13 protein-coding genes are annotated in these 16,318 nt (G+C 62.8%); 6 read left to right on the forward strand and 7 right to left on the reverse strand.

The features are described 5' to 3' along the window. Positions 1-31 precede the first annotated feature (31 nt). The 5 genes from odhB (at position 32) to NH396_RS09315 (ending at position 6,123) form a co-directional block, all read left to right on the forward strand. A complete protein-coding gene (gene odhB, locus NH396_RS09295; protein ID WP_176676174.1) occupies positions 32-1,582 on the forward strand; it encodes a 2-oxoglutarate dehydrogenase complex dihydrolipoyllysine-residue succinyltransferase in 1,551 nt (516 codons plus the stop codon). Positions 1,583-1,695: 113 nt separating this feature from the next. Then, positions 1,696-3,135: a dihydrolipoyl dehydrogenase gene (lpdA, locus tag NH396_RS09300; protein ID WP_175090458.1), complete on the forward strand. Its 1,440-nt coding sequence runs from the start codon at positions 1,696-1,698 to the stop codon at positions 3,133-3,135. A gap of 108 nt (positions 3,136-3,243) precedes the next feature. Further along, entirely contained in the window at positions 3,244-4,410 is a 1,167-nt protein-coding gene (sucC, locus tag NH396_RS09305) for an ADP-forming succinate--CoA ligase subunit beta (RefSeq protein ID WP_175090459.1), read from the forward strand. Beyond that, positions 4,410-5,282: a succinate--CoA ligase subunit alpha gene (gene sucD, locus NH396_RS09310; RefSeq protein ID WP_043333998.1), complete on the forward strand. Its 873-nt coding sequence runs from the start codon at positions 4,410-4,412 to the stop codon at positions 5,280-5,282. The genes sucC and sucD overlap by 1 nt, the downstream gene beginning before the upstream one ends. Positions 5,283-5,580: 298 nt before the next feature. Continuing rightward, on the forward strand, positions 5,581-6,123 hold the full coding sequence (locus NH396_RS09315; RefSeq protein WP_253063134.1) for a DUF302 domain-containing protein: 543 nt from the start codon (positions 5,581-5,583) through the stop codon (positions 6,121-6,123). Positions 6,124-6,297: 174 nt separating this feature from the next. On the opposite strand, the gene glpQ is transcribed toward NH396_RS09315, so the two are convergent. From glpQ to NH396_RS09350, 7 genes are all read right to left on the reverse strand, one after another. After that, positions 6,298-7,458 carry a glycerophosphodiester phosphodiesterase gene (glpQ, locus tag NH396_RS09320; RefSeq protein ID WP_253063136.1) on the reverse strand — a complete coding sequence of 387 codons (1,161 nt, stop codon included), beginning with the start codon at positions 7,456-7,458 and terminating at the stop codon, positions 6,298-6,300. Between the two features lie 133 nt (positions 7,459-7,591). After that, positions 7,592-8,596 carry a flippase-like domain-containing protein gene (locus tag NH396_RS09325; protein ID WP_176676176.1) on the reverse strand — a complete coding sequence of 335 codons (1,005 nt, stop codon included), beginning with the start codon at positions 8,594-8,596 and terminating at the stop codon, positions 7,592-7,594. A gap of 63 nt (positions 8,597-8,659) precedes the next feature. Then, a complete protein-coding gene (locus NH396_RS09330; protein WP_176676177.1) occupies positions 8,660-9,502 on the reverse strand; it encodes a polysaccharide deacetylase family protein in 843 nt (280 codons plus the stop codon). Beyond that, entirely contained in the window at positions 9,495-10,619 is a 1,125-nt protein-coding gene (locus NH396_RS09335; protein WP_253063138.1) for a glycosyltransferase family 1 protein, read from the reverse strand. The genes NH396_RS09330 and NH396_RS09335 overlap by 8 nt, the downstream gene beginning before the upstream one ends. 750 nt (positions 10,620-11,369) lie before the next feature. After that, positions 11,370-11,735, reverse strand: coding sequence for a hypothetical protein (locus tag NH396_RS09340; protein ID WP_176676179.1), 366 nt, complete (start codon positions 11,733-11,735; stop codon positions 11,370-11,372). Between the two features lie 290 nt (positions 11,736-12,025). Then, a complete protein-coding gene (locus tag NH396_RS09345) occupies positions 12,026-13,972 on the reverse strand; it encodes an exoribonuclease II (RefSeq protein WP_176676180.1) in 1,947 nt (648 codons plus the stop codon). A 182-nt stretch (positions 13,973-14,154) separates the two neighbouring features. Beyond that, complete coding sequence (locus tag NH396_RS09350) at positions 14,155-14,820, reverse strand: NAD(P)H-binding protein (protein WP_176676181.1); 666 nt, start codon at positions 14,818-14,820, stop codon at positions 14,155-14,157. Between the two features lie 286 nt (positions 14,821-15,106). Between NH396_RS09350 and NH396_RS09355 the strand changes: the two genes are divergently transcribed. Further along, a complete protein-coding gene (locus tag NH396_RS09355; RefSeq protein ID WP_176676182.1) occupies positions 15,107-16,258 on the forward strand; it encodes an oxidoreductase in 1,152 nt (383 codons plus the stop codon). Positions 16,259-16,318 lie beyond the last annotated feature (60 nt).

The following is a 16,318-nucleotide window of genomic DNA, read 5'->3' on the forward strand; positions in this document are numbered from 1 at the left end:
CACCGAGAGAGAATTGAGTTAAGGAACTCCAATGGCTATCGATATCAAAGCGCCGTCTTTTCCGGAATCCGTCGCCGAAGGCACCGTGGCGACCTGGCACAAGCAGCCCGGCGACAGCGTCGAGCGTGACGAGCTGATCGTCGAGATCGAGACCGACAAGGTCGTGCTGGAAGTCGTCGCCCCGCAGGACGGCACCCTGGGCGAGATCAAGGTTCAGGAAGGTGACACCTGCGAGTCCGAGCAGGTGCTGGGCTCCATCGGTGAGGCAGGTGCTTCCGCCTCTGCTGACACCAAGGGTGACTCCGCTTCCGAAGAGAGCAAGTCCGACAGCAAGCCGGCCGCCGGTGGCGAAGGCAAGACGCTGGAAGTCAAGGCGCCGAGCTTCCCGGAATCCGTCGCCGAAGGCACCGTCGCCACCTGGCACAAGAAGGTCGGTGAAGCCTGCGAGCGCGACGAGCTGATCGTCGAGATCGAGACCGACAAGGTCGTGCTGGAAGTCGTGGCTCCGGCCGACGGCGCCCTGAGCGAGATCAAGGTCGAGGAAGGCGATACCTGCGAGACCGAAGCCGTATTGGCGCTGTTCAGCGCTGGTGCTACCGGTGGTGCCGCGCCGCCCGCTGAGGCAAGCGACGACAAGTCCGGCTCTGACGAAGGTCAGGACGAGAAGGTCGGCGACAAGATCCTCGCCCCGGCAGCGCGCAAGATGGTGGCCGAGCACGATCTGGACGTCAGCAAGCTGGTCGGTTCCGGCAAGGGCGGACGCGTGCTGAAGGAAGACGTGGCCAAGGCCGTCAAGGAAGGCACTGCGGCCAAGTCCGCTGCCAAGCCGGCTGCCGCACCCAAGGCTGCTGCACCGAAGGCCGCTCCGGCCTTCGAGGGTGAGCGTCCCGAGAAGCGCGTGCCGATGAGCCGCATGCGTCAGACCATCGCCAAGCGTCTGGTCAATGCCCAGCAGACTGCCGCCATGCTCACCACTTACAACGAAGTGGACATGAGTGCGGTGATGGAGCTGCGCAAGCAGTACAAGGACACCTTCCAGAAGGTGCACGACACCAAGCTCGGCTTCATGGGCTTCTTCGTCAAGGCGGCCACCGAAGCGCTCAAGCGCTTCCCGGACGTCAATGCCTCCATCGACGGCACCGACATCGTCTACCACGGTTACCAGGACATCGGTGTGGCCGTGTCTTCCGATCGCGGTCTGGTCGTGCCGGTGCTGCGTGATACCGATAGCATGAAGCTCGCCGATGTCGAAAAGACCATCGTCGACTTCGGCCAGCGTGCCCGCGCCGGCAAGCTGGGCATCGATGAGATGCAGGGCGGTACCTTCACGATCACCAACGGCGGCATCTTCGGTTCCCTGATGTCCACCCCGATCCTGAATCCGCCGCAGACCGCCATTCTGGGCATGCACAAGATCCAGGAGCGTCCGATGGCCGTGAACGGTCAGGTCGTCATCCGTCCGATGATGTATCTGGCACTGTCCTACGATCACCGCATGATCGATGGCAAGGATGCAGTCCAGTTCCTCGTCGCCATCAAGGACCTGCTGGAAGATCCGGCTCGTTTCCTGCTCGACGTCTGAGACCGCAATGTCTCACGGCCTTGAGGATCTCGAGGCCGTGAGCGGCCCCGGCGAGTGGCACTGACACTCGCCGGGTTGCCAACCCGAATCGAACTGCACCAACAGGAAGAGACATGGCCGATAAATTTGATGTGATCGTCATTGGCGCTGGCCCTGGTGGCTATGTCGCCGCCATCCGCGCTGCTCAGCTGGGTCTGAAGACCGCCTGCGTCGAGAAGTGGGTCAACAAGGAAGGCAAGGTCGTTCACGGCGGTACCTGCCTGAACGTCGGCTGCATTCCGTCCAAGGCATTGCTGGAAACCTCGCACAAGTACGTCGAAGCGCGTGATGAGTTTGCCGAACTGGGCATCAAGGCCGACGGCGTCGAGATCGACGTGGCCAAGATGATCGAGCGCAAGGCGCAGATCGTGAAGAACCTGACCGGCGGTATCTCCGGTCTGTTCAAGGCCAACGGTGTCACCGCGCTGGAAGGTACCGGCAAGGTGCTTCCCAACAAGCAGGTCGAAGTGACCGATCACGACGGTGGCAAGACCACCTACGAAGCCGAGAACATCGTCATCGCGTCCGGTTCCGTGCCGGTCGAGATTCCGCCGACGCCGCTGACCGAAGGTCTGATCGTCGATTCCACCGGCGCGCTCGAGTTCGAGGAAGCGCCGAAGCGTCTGGGTGTCATCGGTGCCGGTGTCATCGGTCTCGAGCTCGGCAGTGTCTGGAGCCGTTGCGGTTCTGAAGTCACCGTGCTGGAAGCCGTCGACAGCTTCCTGCCGATGGTCGATGCGGCCGTCGCCAAGGAAGCCCAGAAGCTGCTCAAGAAGCAGGGTCTGGACATCAAGCTCGGCGCCCGTGTGACCGGTTCCGACATCAAGGACAGCGAAGTCGTCGTCAAGTACACCGACGCCAACGGCGAACAGGAACAGACCTTCGACAAGGTCATCGTCGCGGTTGGCCGTCGTCCTTACACCCAGAGCCTGCTCGACAGCGATGTGGGTATCAATCTGGACGAGCGTGGCTTCATCCACGTCGACGACCAGTGCGCGACCAGCGTGCCGGGCGTCTACGCCATCGGCGACGTGGTGCGTGGCCCGATGCTGGCGCACAAGGCCTCCGAAGAGGGCGTGATGGTTGCCGACATCATCGCCGGCCACAAGGCCGAGATGAACTACGACGCCATCCCGAGCATCATCTACACCTTCCCGGAAGTGGCGTGGGTCGGCAAGACCGAACAGCAAGCCAAGTCCGAAGGCATCGAAGTCAAGACCGGCAGCTTCCCGTTCGCGGCAAGCGGTCGTGCCATGGCCAACAATGCCACTGAAGGTCTGGCCAAGATCATTGCCGACGCTGAGACTGATCGCGTCCTGGGCGTTCACATCATCGGCCAGCATGCCGGTGAGCTGATCGCACAGGGTGTGACTGCCCTCGAGTTCGGCGCAAGCGCCGAAGACCTCGCACTGATCTGCACGGCTCACCCGACCCTGTCGGAAGCCGTGCACGAAGCCGCGCTGGCCGTTGACGGGCATGCGATTCACATCGCAAACCGCAAGAAGCGCAAGTAAGCGTCCTTCCGAACAAGAGGCGCGTCGCCCCGGCCAGGCCGGGGCGAACGGTGGCAGTGGCATCTTGCGACTGCCGTTCGAGTCTAATGCAACCAATGGCATGACACGATGAACCTTCACGAATATCAGGCAAAACAACTTTTTGCCGACTATGGCCTGCCGGTGTCCAAGGGCTTTGCCGTTGACACCCCGGAAGACGCTGCTGAAGCGTGCAAGAAGATTGGCGGCGACAAGTGGGTCGTCAAGGCACAGGTCCACGCTGGTGGCCGCGGCAAGGCTGGCGGCGTCAAGCTGGTCGACAGCGCACAGGCCGCTTCCGACTTCGCGACCCAGTGGCTGGGCAAGAATCTGGTGACCTACCAGACTGACGAAAACGGTCAGCCGGTCACCAAGATTCTCGTCGAGAACTGCACCGACATCGCCGAAGAGCTGTACCTGGGCGCCGTCGTTGACCGCACCACTCGTCGCATCGTCTTCATGGCTTCCACCGAAGGCGGCGTGGAAATCGAGAAGGTTGCTGAAGAGACGCCGGAAAAGATCCTGAAAGCCGAGATCGATCCGCTGGTCGGCGCACAGCCGTACCAGGCGCGCGAACTGGCCTTCAAGCTGGGTCTGAACCCGACCCAGATCAAGCAGTTCACCAAGATCTTCCTGGGTCTGGCGAAGATGTTCGCCGACAAGGATTTCGCGCTGCTGGAAATCAACCCGCTGGTCATCACCGACGAAGGCAACCTCCACTGTCTCGACGGCAAGATCAACATCGACGCCAACGCCGTCTACCGTCACCCGGACCTGCAGGCGATGCACGATCCGTCCCAGGAAGACGAGCGTGAAGCGCATGCTGCCCAGTTCGAACTGAACTACGTTGCCCTCGACGGCAACATCGGCTGCATGGTCAACGGCGCAGGCCTGGCGATGGGCACCATGGACATCGTCAACCTGTCTGGCGGCAAGCCGGCCAACTTCCTCGACGTGGGTGGCGGTGCTACCAAGGAACGCGTTGCAGAAGCCTTCAAGATCATCCTGTCCGACGACAACGTCAAAGCTGTTCTGGTGAACATCTTCGGCGGCATCGTGCGTTGTGACATGATCGCCGAAGGCATCATCGGCGCCGTCGAGCAGGTCGGTGTCAACGTGCCGGTCGTGGTGCGTCTGGAAGGTAACAACGCTGAACTCGGCGCCAAGAAGCTGGCCGAAAGCGGTCTGAACATCATCGCTGCTACCAGCCTGACTGACGCGGCGCAGCAGGTTGTCAAAGCTGCGGAGGGCAAGTAATGAGCATTTTGATCGACAAGAACACCAAGGTGATCTGCCAGGGCTTCACTGGCGGCCAGGGTACCTTCCACTCTGAACAGGCCATCGCCTACGGCACCAAGATGGTCGGTGGCGTGACGCCGGGCAAGGGTGGTCAGACTCACCTGGGCCTGCCGGTGTTCAACACCGTTGCCGAAGCCGTTGCCGAGACTGGCGCTGAAGCGTCCGTCATCTACGTGCCGGCACCGTTCTGCAAGGATTCCATCCTTGAAGCGGCCAATGCAGGCATCAAGCTGATCGTCTGCATCACCGAAGGCGTGCCGACTCTCGACATGCTGGAAGTCAAGGTCAAGTGCGACGAGCTGGGCGCGCGCGTCATCGGTCCGAACTGCCCGGGTGTCATCACTCCGGGTGAGTGCAAGATCGGTATCATGCCGGGTCACATCCACCAGCCGGGCAAGGTCGGTATCGTGTCTCGTTCTGGCACCCTGACCTACGAAGCCGTCAAGCAGACCACTGACCACGGTTTCGGTCAGTCCAGCTGTGTCGGTATCGGCGGCGACCCGATCCCGGGTTCCAACTTCATCGACATCCTCGAGATGTTCGAGAAGGACCCGAAGACCGAAGCCATCGTCATGATCGGCGAGATCGGCGGCTCTGCTGAAGAAGAAGCGGCTGCCTACATCAAGGCGAACGTCACCAAGCCGGTCGTCTCCTACATCGCTGGTGTGACTGCGCCTCCGGGCAAGCGCATGGGCCATGCAGGCGCCATCATCTCCGGCGGCAAGGGTACTGCCGACGAGAAGTTCGCGGCTCTGGAAGCGGCTGGCGTCAAGACTGTGCGTTCCCTCGCGCAGATCGGCGATGCCATCAAGGAAGTCACTGGCTGGTAAGCCATTGATCTCCTGACACGATCGGCGTCAAGCGGATCGCATGTCACCGAAAGGGCAGGCCCACAGGGCCTGCCCTTTTTTTGTTTCTGGCCCCCAATAGTGGCTCCCGAATGCATGTCAGTGGGTCTACCAGCGGCCTGTGACGTAGGGCGAGGGGCGAGGTGTTTCGGCTGATGCAGGCGGGGCAGGTGCGTTCATATCAAGCAATTGATAGTCTGATGACTGTTCATTGGCACCTGACCAAGCGACACGTGCAGATGCCCCACGGCGTAACACGACTCACTGATAAGGATGTTCCATGCTCAAGTCATTCCCAGCCCTCACGCGTTCCGCGCGCCTGCTGGCGCTGCTGTCCCTGCCGTTGGCTGCTGGCGTGCCGCTGGCTGCCAGTGCAGATTCCGGCGCGGCGGCAGCCTCCGCCCCTGAAGCTTCAGCGAGCATGCAGGTACCTGCCAAGGGCATCGAGTCGGTGACCAGTCGTGATGATGTCGCCTCCGTCCAGGCGCGTCTCGAGACGGCTCTCGAGGCCAAGGGGCTGACGCTGTTCAGCGTCATCGATCATGAAGCGGGAGCCAAGAAGGTGGGCATGGAGCTGCCCGCGACGCATACCGTCATCTTCGGCAATCCCAAGGTGGGCACCCTGTTGATGCAGTGCAACGGGGCGGCCGCCCTGGACTTGCCGCAGAAGATGCTGATTCGCGCCGTGGAGGGCGGCAGCGTGATCGAGTGGAATGATCCCCAGTACATGGCCAATCGTCATGATCTGGGCGACTGCAAGCTGCCGCTGGACAAGATCGCCGGGCTGCTCAAGGGGTTGGCCGCCGAAGCGGCGGGTCAATGAAGGCAGCGCTTATCACGTGCCGATGCTGATATCGTGCACTGACAACGGGGACTGACGATCGATCGCTGCCAATCAAGCAGGACGAGAAACAAGCAGGACGAGAAAGCCGGACTCCTCACGGAGTCCGGCTTTTTGATGTTCCTCTGCCAAGGACTGCCTGTCTTGAAGGGCTGCTTACAGAGCCTCACCGTGCTGCTTCAGCCACTGTACGGCGCGGTCCGGGTAGTCCGTGAAGATACCATCGACCCTGGCGTCGACGAAGAAGGCGCGCAGCATGTCGTCGTAATCGCTGGCCCAGTCCGGAATGCGCCCTTCATCGAGCCGGAAGGTGTAGGGCATCACGATCAGCCCCTGCGCATGGGCTTCCTCGACCAGCGGCGTGACCTTGATGTCGTCCCGGGTCGAGCTGTCTTCGATCACCATCGGCTTCCATGGCCCGATGCCATCGGCGTAGGTGGCGATGCGCTGCATGCCGCCTTCCTGATACATCCAGTCATAGTCGTAGGGCTCAAGCTTGCCATCCGCATCCGGCTGGAAGGTCATGTCCCAGCTGGTCTCGCCCATCAGCTGTACCAGGCGCAGGTCCATCTCCAGCTCAGGCTGCAGCGTGTCGTGGATGCGCTTGAGGCCATTGGGGTCGAAGACCTGCACGACGGCATTGTCATCGTGCGCGATGTAGCCGTACTGCTTGAGGGTCTCGAGCATGGCTCGGGAGACCTGCTTGCCTTCCGACTGGTGGAACCAGGGTGCCTTGATCTCCACGTACAGGCCGACATCGCGTCCGGTTGAGTGATTCAGGCCCTGGATCATCTCGATTTCTTCACTCAGGGTATGCAGGCCGAAGTGCGACTTGCCCAGCGGGAAGCGTTCAGGGTAGTCGGCGACGGGCTCGCCATCCTTGACGGTGAAGCCCTCGCTGAACGACAGCTTGCGCAGCTCATCCAGCGTGAAGTCGATGGCGTAGTAGCGGCCATCGTCGCGCGCACGCTCGGGGAAGACCTCGGCGACATTGGTCACGCGATCCAGGAAGCGGTCGTGCAGCACCACCAGCTGGTCGTCCTTGCTCATCACCACGTCCTGCTCGAGGAAGTCGGCGCCCTGGGCGTAGGCCATCGCCTTGGCGGCGAGTGTGTGCTCGGGCAGGTAGCCCGAGGCCCCCCGGTGGGCGACCACGACCTTGTCGGTGCCATGGCCGGGGTCGATGCTGCGCAGAGGCCTGTCATCAGCGAGTGCCGCTGAGGTCGAGGTGGCCAGCAGAGAGCCGACCACGCCCATCATGGCCAGCGGACGACGAATACGGGGGTAAGTCGGGTGACGCTGGGAAGGATGCGGCATGTGAGATCACCTTGAGCTGTGGTTATTGTATGACCGTTCAATAAAGTCGTCTGCCAACATAACAAAGTCTTATTCATAAGGCGATCATCAAGTGTTTTTCATGATGAGTAAGAGCCGCTGCTCGGTCGTCCGGTCATGTGGTCGCCGAGCGACGCTTGAGCAAGCTTCCCAGCATGCTGCGTCCCGCCATCACGAAGAACACAGGAGCGCCGGCGATCAGGTAGAAATAGAAGGTCACCGCTCGCCAGATCACCACGGCCGCCGCGGCACTGGCGGCGCCGATTATCGGGCTGAGCAGGGCAGTGGAGGACAGCTCCGCGCCTCCAGCACCGCCGGGCAGCAGCGTCAGCTGGCCCGCTGCCAGCGAGAGCATCTGCACGATGAAGGTCCAGCTCCAGTCGATGTCCTGCCCCAGCCCGGACACGGCCAGATAGAGGATCGAGTAGCGCAGCAGCCAATGCGCACAGCAGAGCAGGAAGATCAGGCTCAGTGTCAGGCGCGGCAGGGCGAGCGTCTCGACCAGCGCATGGCGAAAGTGGATCAGACCCCTCGCCAGCTTGACGCGTGAGCGATGACGTACCTTGAGCCAGCGCAGCAGGCGTCCGCTGGTTTTGAGCAGGCGCCGATGATGCTTGCCCAGCGCGGCCAGCAGGCCAAAGCCGATGATCAGCAACAGCGCCGGCACGGCCAGCATCCACCCCAGGCGCAGGTCGATGGTATGCGAGAGGGCGTAGAGGCCGATGCTGGCCAGTGCCGAGAGGAAGAACAGCATGTCGGTGATCTGATCGACCGCGAAGACCGCCGTGGCCTGCGCCGGGCGCACCCCCTGACGTGACAGCAGCCCCATCAGGGTAAGCGGACCGCCACTGCCGCCGGGGGTGGCGCTGATGGCGAACTCGGTCGCCATCACCATGCCGACGGCGCGCCGTTGCCCCAGGTGACCGCCACGCCCGGCCAGCAGCAGACGCAGCCGGCCGGCGTTCAGGTTCCAACACATGACGATCATGCCGAGCATCAAGAGGAAGGTGTCGAGGGGGAACTGGCGCAACTGGCCGCCAAGTCCGCTGCCACCCAGCACCAGCGGTATCGCGATGACCATCACAAGGCCAGCACCCAGTAACCAGAGGGCACGATTCATGGCAGATTCCCGCAGCGGGTTGTCACAAGGCCCATACGACGGGACTCATACAGTGGGTGGGTCTCAGGCAGCACTGTGCGCCGCCTGGTACGAATTCAGTTGCGTCGTATCAGGCGTGGCGGAGGGGAGCAGTCCCTGCTGCGTCAGCCAGCCGATCTTGGTCATCGGCAGGCGTCCCTCATCGAGCAGGCGCTCGACCAGCGTCAGCCAATACTGGCGTGAGCGTGCATGACGCATATCGACCGGATGCAGGCCCAGACGCAACACCGGCGCCTGTTGCTCGCGGCTCAGCTTGCGCTGCGTCACCCACTGCGACATCAGGCGGCGTGGCGCGGAGCGTGCGCTCCATACGAGCCCTGGCGCATCGATGACCGTGAAGTCAGGTAGTCGATAGAGATGTTGGGGGTCGCTGGTGTAGCGGAAGTCGAGAGACTTCAGGGCTTGACGAGTGCCGTCACTCATCAGCCAGGCGGGAGCCACGAAGCCCTCCAGCGGCCAACCAAGACGCTTGAAGAGTGCGGCGCCTTTGAGCAGGCGTCGTCTGGCTTCGGCCTCATCGAGGGGGTAGAACTCGCCCTCCCAGGTCAGTACGCGGCGCATCAGGTAATCGCGCGGGGTGCGGGGGGCCGGAGCGTCATCGCAGTGATAAAAGCCATGCAGGGCAAGCTCGTCTCCCTGTTGGCGGCGAGAGTCCAGCAGGGTGATGAATTCGGGAGCGTCTTCCAGGGCGCTGCGATGATGGAAGTCAGGCACCACCAGCCAGGTGATCGGACAGGGGTGGTTCAGGCGCGCCTGGCAGAGGGCATCCACCTCGGCGACGAAGTCCCGGTAGTCGGACCAGGTCTCGGGCGCGACATCATGCAGGACCAGCAGAAAGTGCTGTTTGGCAGCTGGCGACTCAGCCATGGGTCACCTCCTCGAGCACCGGTTGCATGCGAGTCCCGGTGACCGCGTGATAATGCCCGAGCAAGCCATCCACGACACGGTCCCAGGCATGGTGCTTCTCGACATGACGCCGCGCCAGGCGACCCAGTGCGGCGGGGTCATTGGCGAAGACTTCCTGCACGGCACGCGCCATGGCATGCGGCGAGTGCGGGTTGCAGAGCTGACCGCAGCCCAGTGGCACATTCTCGGCCAGGGCGCCTGCGCGTGCCGCCACCACCGGCGTGCCGCAGGCCATGGCTTCCAGTACCACCAGACCGAAGGTTTCCTGGGTGCCGGCATGCAGCAGCACATCCACCGAGGCCACCAGGCGTGCCACTTCGGTGCTACCGCAGAAATGCCCGGTCACGCTGACATTATCGGGTAGATGCCGTGGCATGCCCGAGCCGATCAACAGCAGATGGTAGTCGGGGCCGAGCAGACGGGCGGCTTCCAGCAGCTCATCAAGATTCTTCTCGCGTGAGCCGCGCCCGGCGAAGGCCAGCAGGCGCACGTGGTCTTCCAGGCCAAGCTCGCGGCGCAGGTCCTCATCGCGGCAGTCAGGGTGGAAGGTGGAAAGATCGACACCGAGTGGCTGGATATGGACATTGTCGACACCGAGCCGGTCGAGTCGGTCGGCCATCACCTGGCTGGGAGCCAGTACGCGGTCGAAGTGGCGATAGAGGCGTTTGACGTAGCGATCGACGTTTGCCCCTGACCACTCGCCCAAGCGATTGGTGATCAGGCGCGGCAGGTCCGAGTGATAGAAACCCAGCACCGGGACATCGAGCTTGCGACCGGCATCGAGTGCCGCCCACGCCGTGATGTAAGGGTCGCCGGCCTCGATGACATCGGGTTGCAGTGCCAGCAGCGTGCTGACCCAGCCGCCTCGGCGCAGTGGGAAGCGATAGCCGTTGCCGAAGGGAATGGGCGGTGCCGACACGCTATAGAGGTCATCACTGACGCTGGTGGTCTCACCGGGGACCAGCAGGCTGTGACGAACATCGGGCCGCGTCCGCAGACGTCGTCGCTTGGCTTCCAGGTAGGTTCTGACGCCGCCACTGGAGGGGGCGTGGAACATGGTCATGTCAGCGATATGCACACGGACTCCTCAAGACCGCTTTACCGGTCGTGCGCGATGAAGATGAATCCCAGCGTCACTGCCCGCCATGGCTGTCTTGTCGTGCTTCCGGGTGCTTGAGACAGACGCAAACGAGCACGCAGATTCCAGCAGGCCAGTGGCATTGACGAACGAGCCTCTGGTCAAGTCATGGGGGGAACCCGACGTGAAACCAAGGGCACGCGGCATGACATGCGGTGTCGCGCGTGACGAGACGCCTCGCCACGCGATGTTCCACACTGCGGCCGGCAATGACGTTACATCAGGAGATGGCTGGTCTGTGTGACAACAGGGAACAATGTTGGTGCGATGCGCTCCCGCGCTCGGATATTCGTCATCAAGCTCTTGGCATCAAGCTCTTGGCATCAGGCAATTGGCACAGGCTACTGGCATCAGGCAATTGGCACAGGCTACTGGTATCAGGTTCACTGCCAGGGGAAGAAAGGCGTTTCGCCATGCTGGCGTGCTTCAGCAGGGCGTGCGGCAGTTGGCCTCTGGTCAGTGCTGCGCAAGAGAAGCCATACGACAGGCAAAAAAAGACCCTGTCCGGAGCCACCGGACAGGGCAAGTGCGTGCACTACAGGAATACAGGGGGCGACAGGGGGAGGGTCGTCGAAGCGGGCATTGCAGGGTCTAGCAGTGGATCGACTCAGTCATGTCTGGCATCCGAGCCTGGTGTTGCATGGGGTCCTGGCATCGTTATCTGTCCTGAAGGATGGAGATCGGGCGTCATCACGCCAGTTCCTGCTGGGACAGGTGCAGGGCGCTGGGCATGGCCTGGCCGAGTTCCTGTGAGAAGGCGGCTTCCGGCACGGCTGGGCGCTGACTGGCGAGCAGCACAAGGCTCAGCAGCAGACCGGCGGCCAGCAGCAGGCGGTTTCGGGTGCGGCGACGATCACGTTCCAGCAGCATCGCGACATGCTCCATTGCTTCACGTTGGATCTCACGCTGGCGTTCCGGAGTGGTGGCGGTGTCGTTCGAGACGGGGTCTGTGTCGGAGTCGATACGGGCATAGTTCATGACTGGATGACGAACGATGGCGGCATGTTCGGCCAGGTGACGCAGTGAGGTAGCTGCAGTGGAGCGATGAGTTTTCATTTCGAGTCCTCGCATGGACGAACTTCATCAGGGGCAGGCATCAGTCATTCGCGCTTGGGTCAATCCAGTGATGCTGCAGCAGTGAAAGCAGGTGTCGTGTATTGATGCAAAGAGCTTAGCGTGAGCTCCTGTTTCACAAAATTACAATTTTTCACGCTTGGCACACGATACGTATACGTCATGCACAGGAACGAAAAACGCCCCGGGCGCAGAGCGCTCCGGGGCGTAGATGGCCGTGGAATTTGCCCGTGATGACAAGGCAGTTACATACGGCAGTGGTGGGTCGCGGCTTATTCGGCCGGGCGACCTACCAGTGAACGACGCTCTTCACGGGCTTCGGTCAAGGAGACCTTGATGATGTCGCCCAATGAGTAACGCAGCTCGTCTTCGATGCGCACGCGGCCTTCCTTGTCATCGATCGCGACCTTCTTGCGATCGCTGTAGATCAGCGGTGCCGGAATGAAGACGCTGGCGCCATTCTCTTCCAGACGCACGCGCATGCCGCCACGACGGATGTCGATGATCTCGCCAGTGAAGACCTGCTGTTCTTCGGCGGCCTTGGTCAGGTAGCGCACGTAGAGCCAGTCCTTCACATCACGCTCGGCCATGCGGTTGAGGCGACGACGTTCGCTGAGGTGCTCGGTCAGCTGCTCGGTGGCTTCCGCCGGCACGTCCTGGCCGAGAATCACGCGCTTGATCAAGCGGTGGTTGACCATGTCGCCGTACTTGCGGATCGGCGAGGTCCAGGTCGCGTAGGCCTCCAGACCCAGGCCGAAGTGCGGTCCCGGCTGAGCGGACATCACGGTGTAACCCTGGAAGCGACGCATGCGCACGTCCAGCCAGGTGTCTTCGCGGCTGTCCAGCTCCTGACGGATCAAGCGGTAGCCTTCCAGGCTGCTCAGCTGTTCCGGCGTGGCGGTGATGTTCTGGCCAGCCAGGAACTCGATGGTGTCGTCGTACTTCTCCGGTGCGAAGCCCTGGTGCACGTTGAAGATACCGTGACCGATATGCTTGGAGAGCAGACGTGCGCAGCTCAGGTTCGCGGTGATCATGGATTCTTCGATCATGCGATTGCTGATGCGGCGGTGGTCGGCACGTACGTTGAGCACGTTGCCTTCCTCATCCAGCTCGAACTCGAAGTCCGGGCGCTCGCGGAAGACCTGGGAATTGCGTGCACGCCAGGCGATACGCGCCTGGGTGAAGGCTTCCAGCTGACGCAGACCTTCGGCCAGCTCTTCGGTTTCCGGCTTCCAGCTGCCTTCCTGGCCTTCGATCCAGTCGGAGACATTGTCGTAGGTCAGGCGGTGGTGGGAGCGCATGGTGGCCGCGAAGAACTTCGGCTCACCGATCACGCCATCGGTATCGATGTCGACGATGCACATCAGCGTCGGACGATCTTCACCTTCCTTCAGCGAGCACAGGTCGTCGGCCAGGATTTCCGGCAGCATGGTGACGTTCTGGCTCGGCAGGTAGACGGTGAAGGAGCGCGTGCGCGCCTCTTCGTCGACACGGCTGCCTTCCGGCACGTAGGCGGTCGGGTCGGCGATGGCGATGCTCAGGGTCCAGCCGCCTTCCGGGCGCTCGACGATGTGCAGGGCATCATCCATGTCACGGGTCTTCTCACCATCGATGGTGAAGAAGGGCACGTGGGTCATGTCTTCACGTGTCAGGCCCTCATCCAGCAGCGGCCAGTCATTGCCGCCCTCCGGAGAAGCCTGTTCCAGCGCGTGACGCGCCAGGGTGACACGCCACGGCACGCGCGGGTTGTCCACCTCGGCGATGACTTCCTCGATCTGGGCGAAGAAGCTGCGGTCATCCTTGCGCATCGGGTGACGCAGCAGGCGTGCCACGACCCAGTCGCCATCATTGAGCTTTTCCTCATTGATGCCGCGCTTCACGCGCGCTTTCATGCGCGTGTTGATGGAGGGGTGATCCGGCATCACGTTCAGGCGGCCATCACGCTTGCCGACACGAGCGACGAAGCGATCGACACCCGTCTCGATCAGCACTTCCGGCTGTACGGATTTCTTCTCGCCTTCGACCTTGACGGTCGCTTCGACGGTGTCACCGTGCAGCACCTGCTTCATGGCGGGCGGCGGCACGAAATAGGATTCGCCGTCCTCGCACTCGAGGAAGCCGAAGCCCTTGTCGGTGCCTTTGATCACCCCCGTGACACGGGGAATTTCCTGGCGGATTTGATCTTTCAGCTGCGCCAGCAGCGAATTGTTCTGCAGCATTTCGGAAGTTCTGTTGGCGGGGTCAGTGGCTCACTATACGGACATGGGGCATGGGGGGAAAGCTACCTGATGGCTCAACGCCCGCGCGGGCTGCGCGCAGGCGTGGATGAGCGGTGGGACAACCGCGGGAAACCCAGATGAAAGCGGCCTGCCTGTGCACTTTGTCACGGGCTCGGGCGCGCTCAGTCGGCGGTCGTCGTGGCGTTCAGCAGACCCGAAACCGGCGTATCACCGTCGAACAGGGTGAAGATGGGCGCCTTGCGCTGGCGGCCACCGATCTCGCGGGCCTTGATCAAGCCGAGCAGGAACTCGGCGACATTGGCGCGCGAGACCTGCATCTCGTCGGAGTCATCGACATTCTGGGTCAGCTTGCCGCTGCCGCTGTCGTTGGTGAGACGGCCGGGCTTGACGATGACATGGCGCAGGCCGCTCTCGGCGAGGCACAGGTCGGCCGCCTTCTTGGCCGCGAAGTAGGGGCGCATCGCTGCCGGGCCGGCCAGTGGTGTCTCGGAGCGGATCGAGCTGACCTGGATCACGCGCGACAGCCCGAATTCGGCGGCCAGCTCCGCGGTGCGCATCGCACCATGCAGGTCGATGGTCAGCGTCTTGTCCGGGCCGGTATTCGGGCCGGAGCCCGCGACGAACACCGCCTGATCGCAGCCATAGAAGGCCTGGCGCATCTCGCCTTCCAGATCGCCCAGAACCGTCGGGATGCTGCGTTCATGGAACCAGCTCTGCTGCTCGGTCGAGCGGATCATCGCCACGATGGGTTCGCCGGCGGCCTGAGCCTTCTCGCAGAGTTGACGACCGATCTTGCCGTTGGCACCGATGATGAGCGTCTTGCGCATGCTGTCTGCTCCTTCGCGAATCAAATGGCGAGGTGGCTTGCGAGTGGTATTCCCACTCACTGCCATGCCTCTCCTTGTAGAGCAAGGTCTGCGGGCTGAGCCACATGACTTCAAGGGGACTGCTGTTCGATGGCGGGCATTACGCGGCGACTCGCTCACGGGATGAAGTCTGCGATGGTCAAGTATCAAAGGCGGCTGTCATCTCTGTCTGTGGCACGGGAGCCTTGCTAGGATGGCGCTGCCAGGTACGACTCCCCAAAGATTGCGCCAACGACAAGGATGCCCGATGAGCCGCATAGCCCACCCCGATAATGATGAGCACAGCGACACCGCCGCATGGCACGGCGCCGCCTTCCCCTCCGAGAGCGCGATCCGGGTCGGGCTGATCGGTTATGGCATGGCGGTACGCACCTTCCACGCGCCCTTGATCGAGGCCACGGACGGGCTGGCTCTGGTGGCACTGTCCACCTCGCGGCCCGAGATCGTCAGGGCCGAGCGTCCGCAGCTTGAGGTGGAGGCCACCCCGGAGGCCTTGCTTGCGCGTGACGACATCGACCTGATCATCATCGCGACGCCCAACGAGACCCACGCCCCGCTGGCCTCTGCGGCGCTGGCGGCAGGCAAGCATGTGGTCGTCGACAAGCCCTTCACGGTGACGCTTGAAGAAGGTGAGGCCCTGACCCGCCAGGCCGAGCAGGCCGGACGGGTGCTGGCGGTATTTCACAATCGGCGCTTCGATGCCGACTTCCTGACGCTGGCGGAATTGATCAACGACGGCACGCTGGGCCGTATCGCGCATCTGGAATCCCACTTCGACCGCTTCCGTCCGACGGTGCCGAACCGCTGGCGTGAACAGGCACTGCCCGGCAGCGGCCTGTGGTATGACCTCGGTCCGCATCTGCTGGATCAGGCGCTGTGCCTGTTCGGCGAGCCGAGCACCATCCAGCTCACGCGTCGCACCCAGCGCGAGGGCGCGGTGACCGATGATTTCTTCCACGCCGTGCTCGATTACGCCCACCATCCAGGGCACCCCGGTCTGGTGGTGGAGCTGCACGCCAGTGCTCTGACGGCGGCGTCGACGGCACGCTTCGCCGCGCACGGCACCCGTGGCAGCTTCGTGGTGTTCGGGCTCGACCCTCAGGAGGATTGCCTCAAGGCTGGTGACTGGCCCTCGCGTGACCCGCTGGAGCGTCAGGCGCGCCAGTGGGGGCGGGATGCGCGTCCCGGGATGCTGACCGTGCTGGAGGCCGACCCGGATGGCGCCGAAGGCGAGCAGGTGCTGGTGGGCGGCACCCATCAGGGCCGCGATGGCGACTATCCGGCCTGGTATGCGGGGCTGCGCGACTGCATTCGTGGCCAGGGCGGCAATCCGACCTCACCCCATGAGGCGCTGCGCGTGATGAAGTGGCTGGAGGCCGGCATCGCCAGCGAAGGCTGAAACCAGCGAAGGCTGAAACCATCGAAGGTGAGATGACTCACGAAAGACGCGCGCCCTGAA

The organism is Cobetia sp. Dlab-2-AX, assembly GCF_024124625.1.
In the GTDB taxonomy this organism is placed as follows: domain Bacteria; phylum Pseudomonadota; class Gammaproteobacteria; order Pseudomonadales; family Halomonadaceae; genus Cobetia.

Excerpts from the sequence above, each read along its gene's own strand:
- NH396_RS09350 (WP_176676181.1), bottom strand. The coding sequence starts at position 14,820 with ATGCGCAAGACGCTCATCATCGGTGCCAACGGCAAGATCGGTCGTCAA.
- sucD (WP_043333998.1), top strand. The coding sequence starts at position 4,410 with ATGAGCATTTTGATCGACAAGAACACCAAGGTGATCTGCCAGGGCTTC.
- NH396_RS09330 (WP_176676177.1), bottom strand. The coding sequence starts at position 9,502 with ATGGCTGAGTCGCCAGCTGCCAAACAGCACTTTCTGCTGGTCCTGCAT.
- NH396_RS09325 (WP_176676176.1), bottom strand. The coding sequence starts at position 8,596 with ATGAATCGTGCCCTCTGGTTACTGGGTGCTGGCCTTGTGATGGTCATC.
- odhB (WP_176676174.1), top strand. The coding sequence starts at position 32 with ATGGCTATCGATATCAAAGCGCCGTCTTTTCCGGAATCCGTCGCCGAA.
- NH396_RS09315 (WP_253063134.1), top strand. The coding sequence starts at position 5,581 with ATGCTCAAGTCATTCCCAGCCCTCACGCGTTCCGCGCGCCTGCTGGCG.
- lpdA (WP_175090458.1), top strand. The coding sequence starts at position 1,696 with ATGGCCGATAAATTTGATGTGATCGTCATTGGCGCTGGCCCTGGTGGC.
- glpQ (WP_253063136.1), bottom strand. The coding sequence starts at position 7,458 with ATGCCGCATCCTTCCCAGCGTCACCCGACTTACCCCCGTATTCGTCGT.
- NH396_RS09345 (WP_176676180.1), bottom strand. The coding sequence starts at position 13,972 with ATGCTGCAGAACAATTCGCTGCTGGCGCAGCTGAAAGATCAAATCCGC.
- NH396_RS09355 (WP_176676182.1), top strand. The coding sequence starts at position 15,107 with ATGAGCCGCATAGCCCACCCCGATAATGATGAGCACAGCGACACCGCC.
- sucC (WP_175090459.1), top strand. The coding sequence starts at position 3,244 with ATGAACCTTCACGAATATCAGGCAAAACAACTTTTTGCCGACTATGGC.
- NH396_RS09340 (WP_176676179.1), bottom strand. The coding sequence starts at position 11,735 with ATGAAAACTCATCGCTCCACTGCAGCTACCTCACTGCGTCACCTGGCC.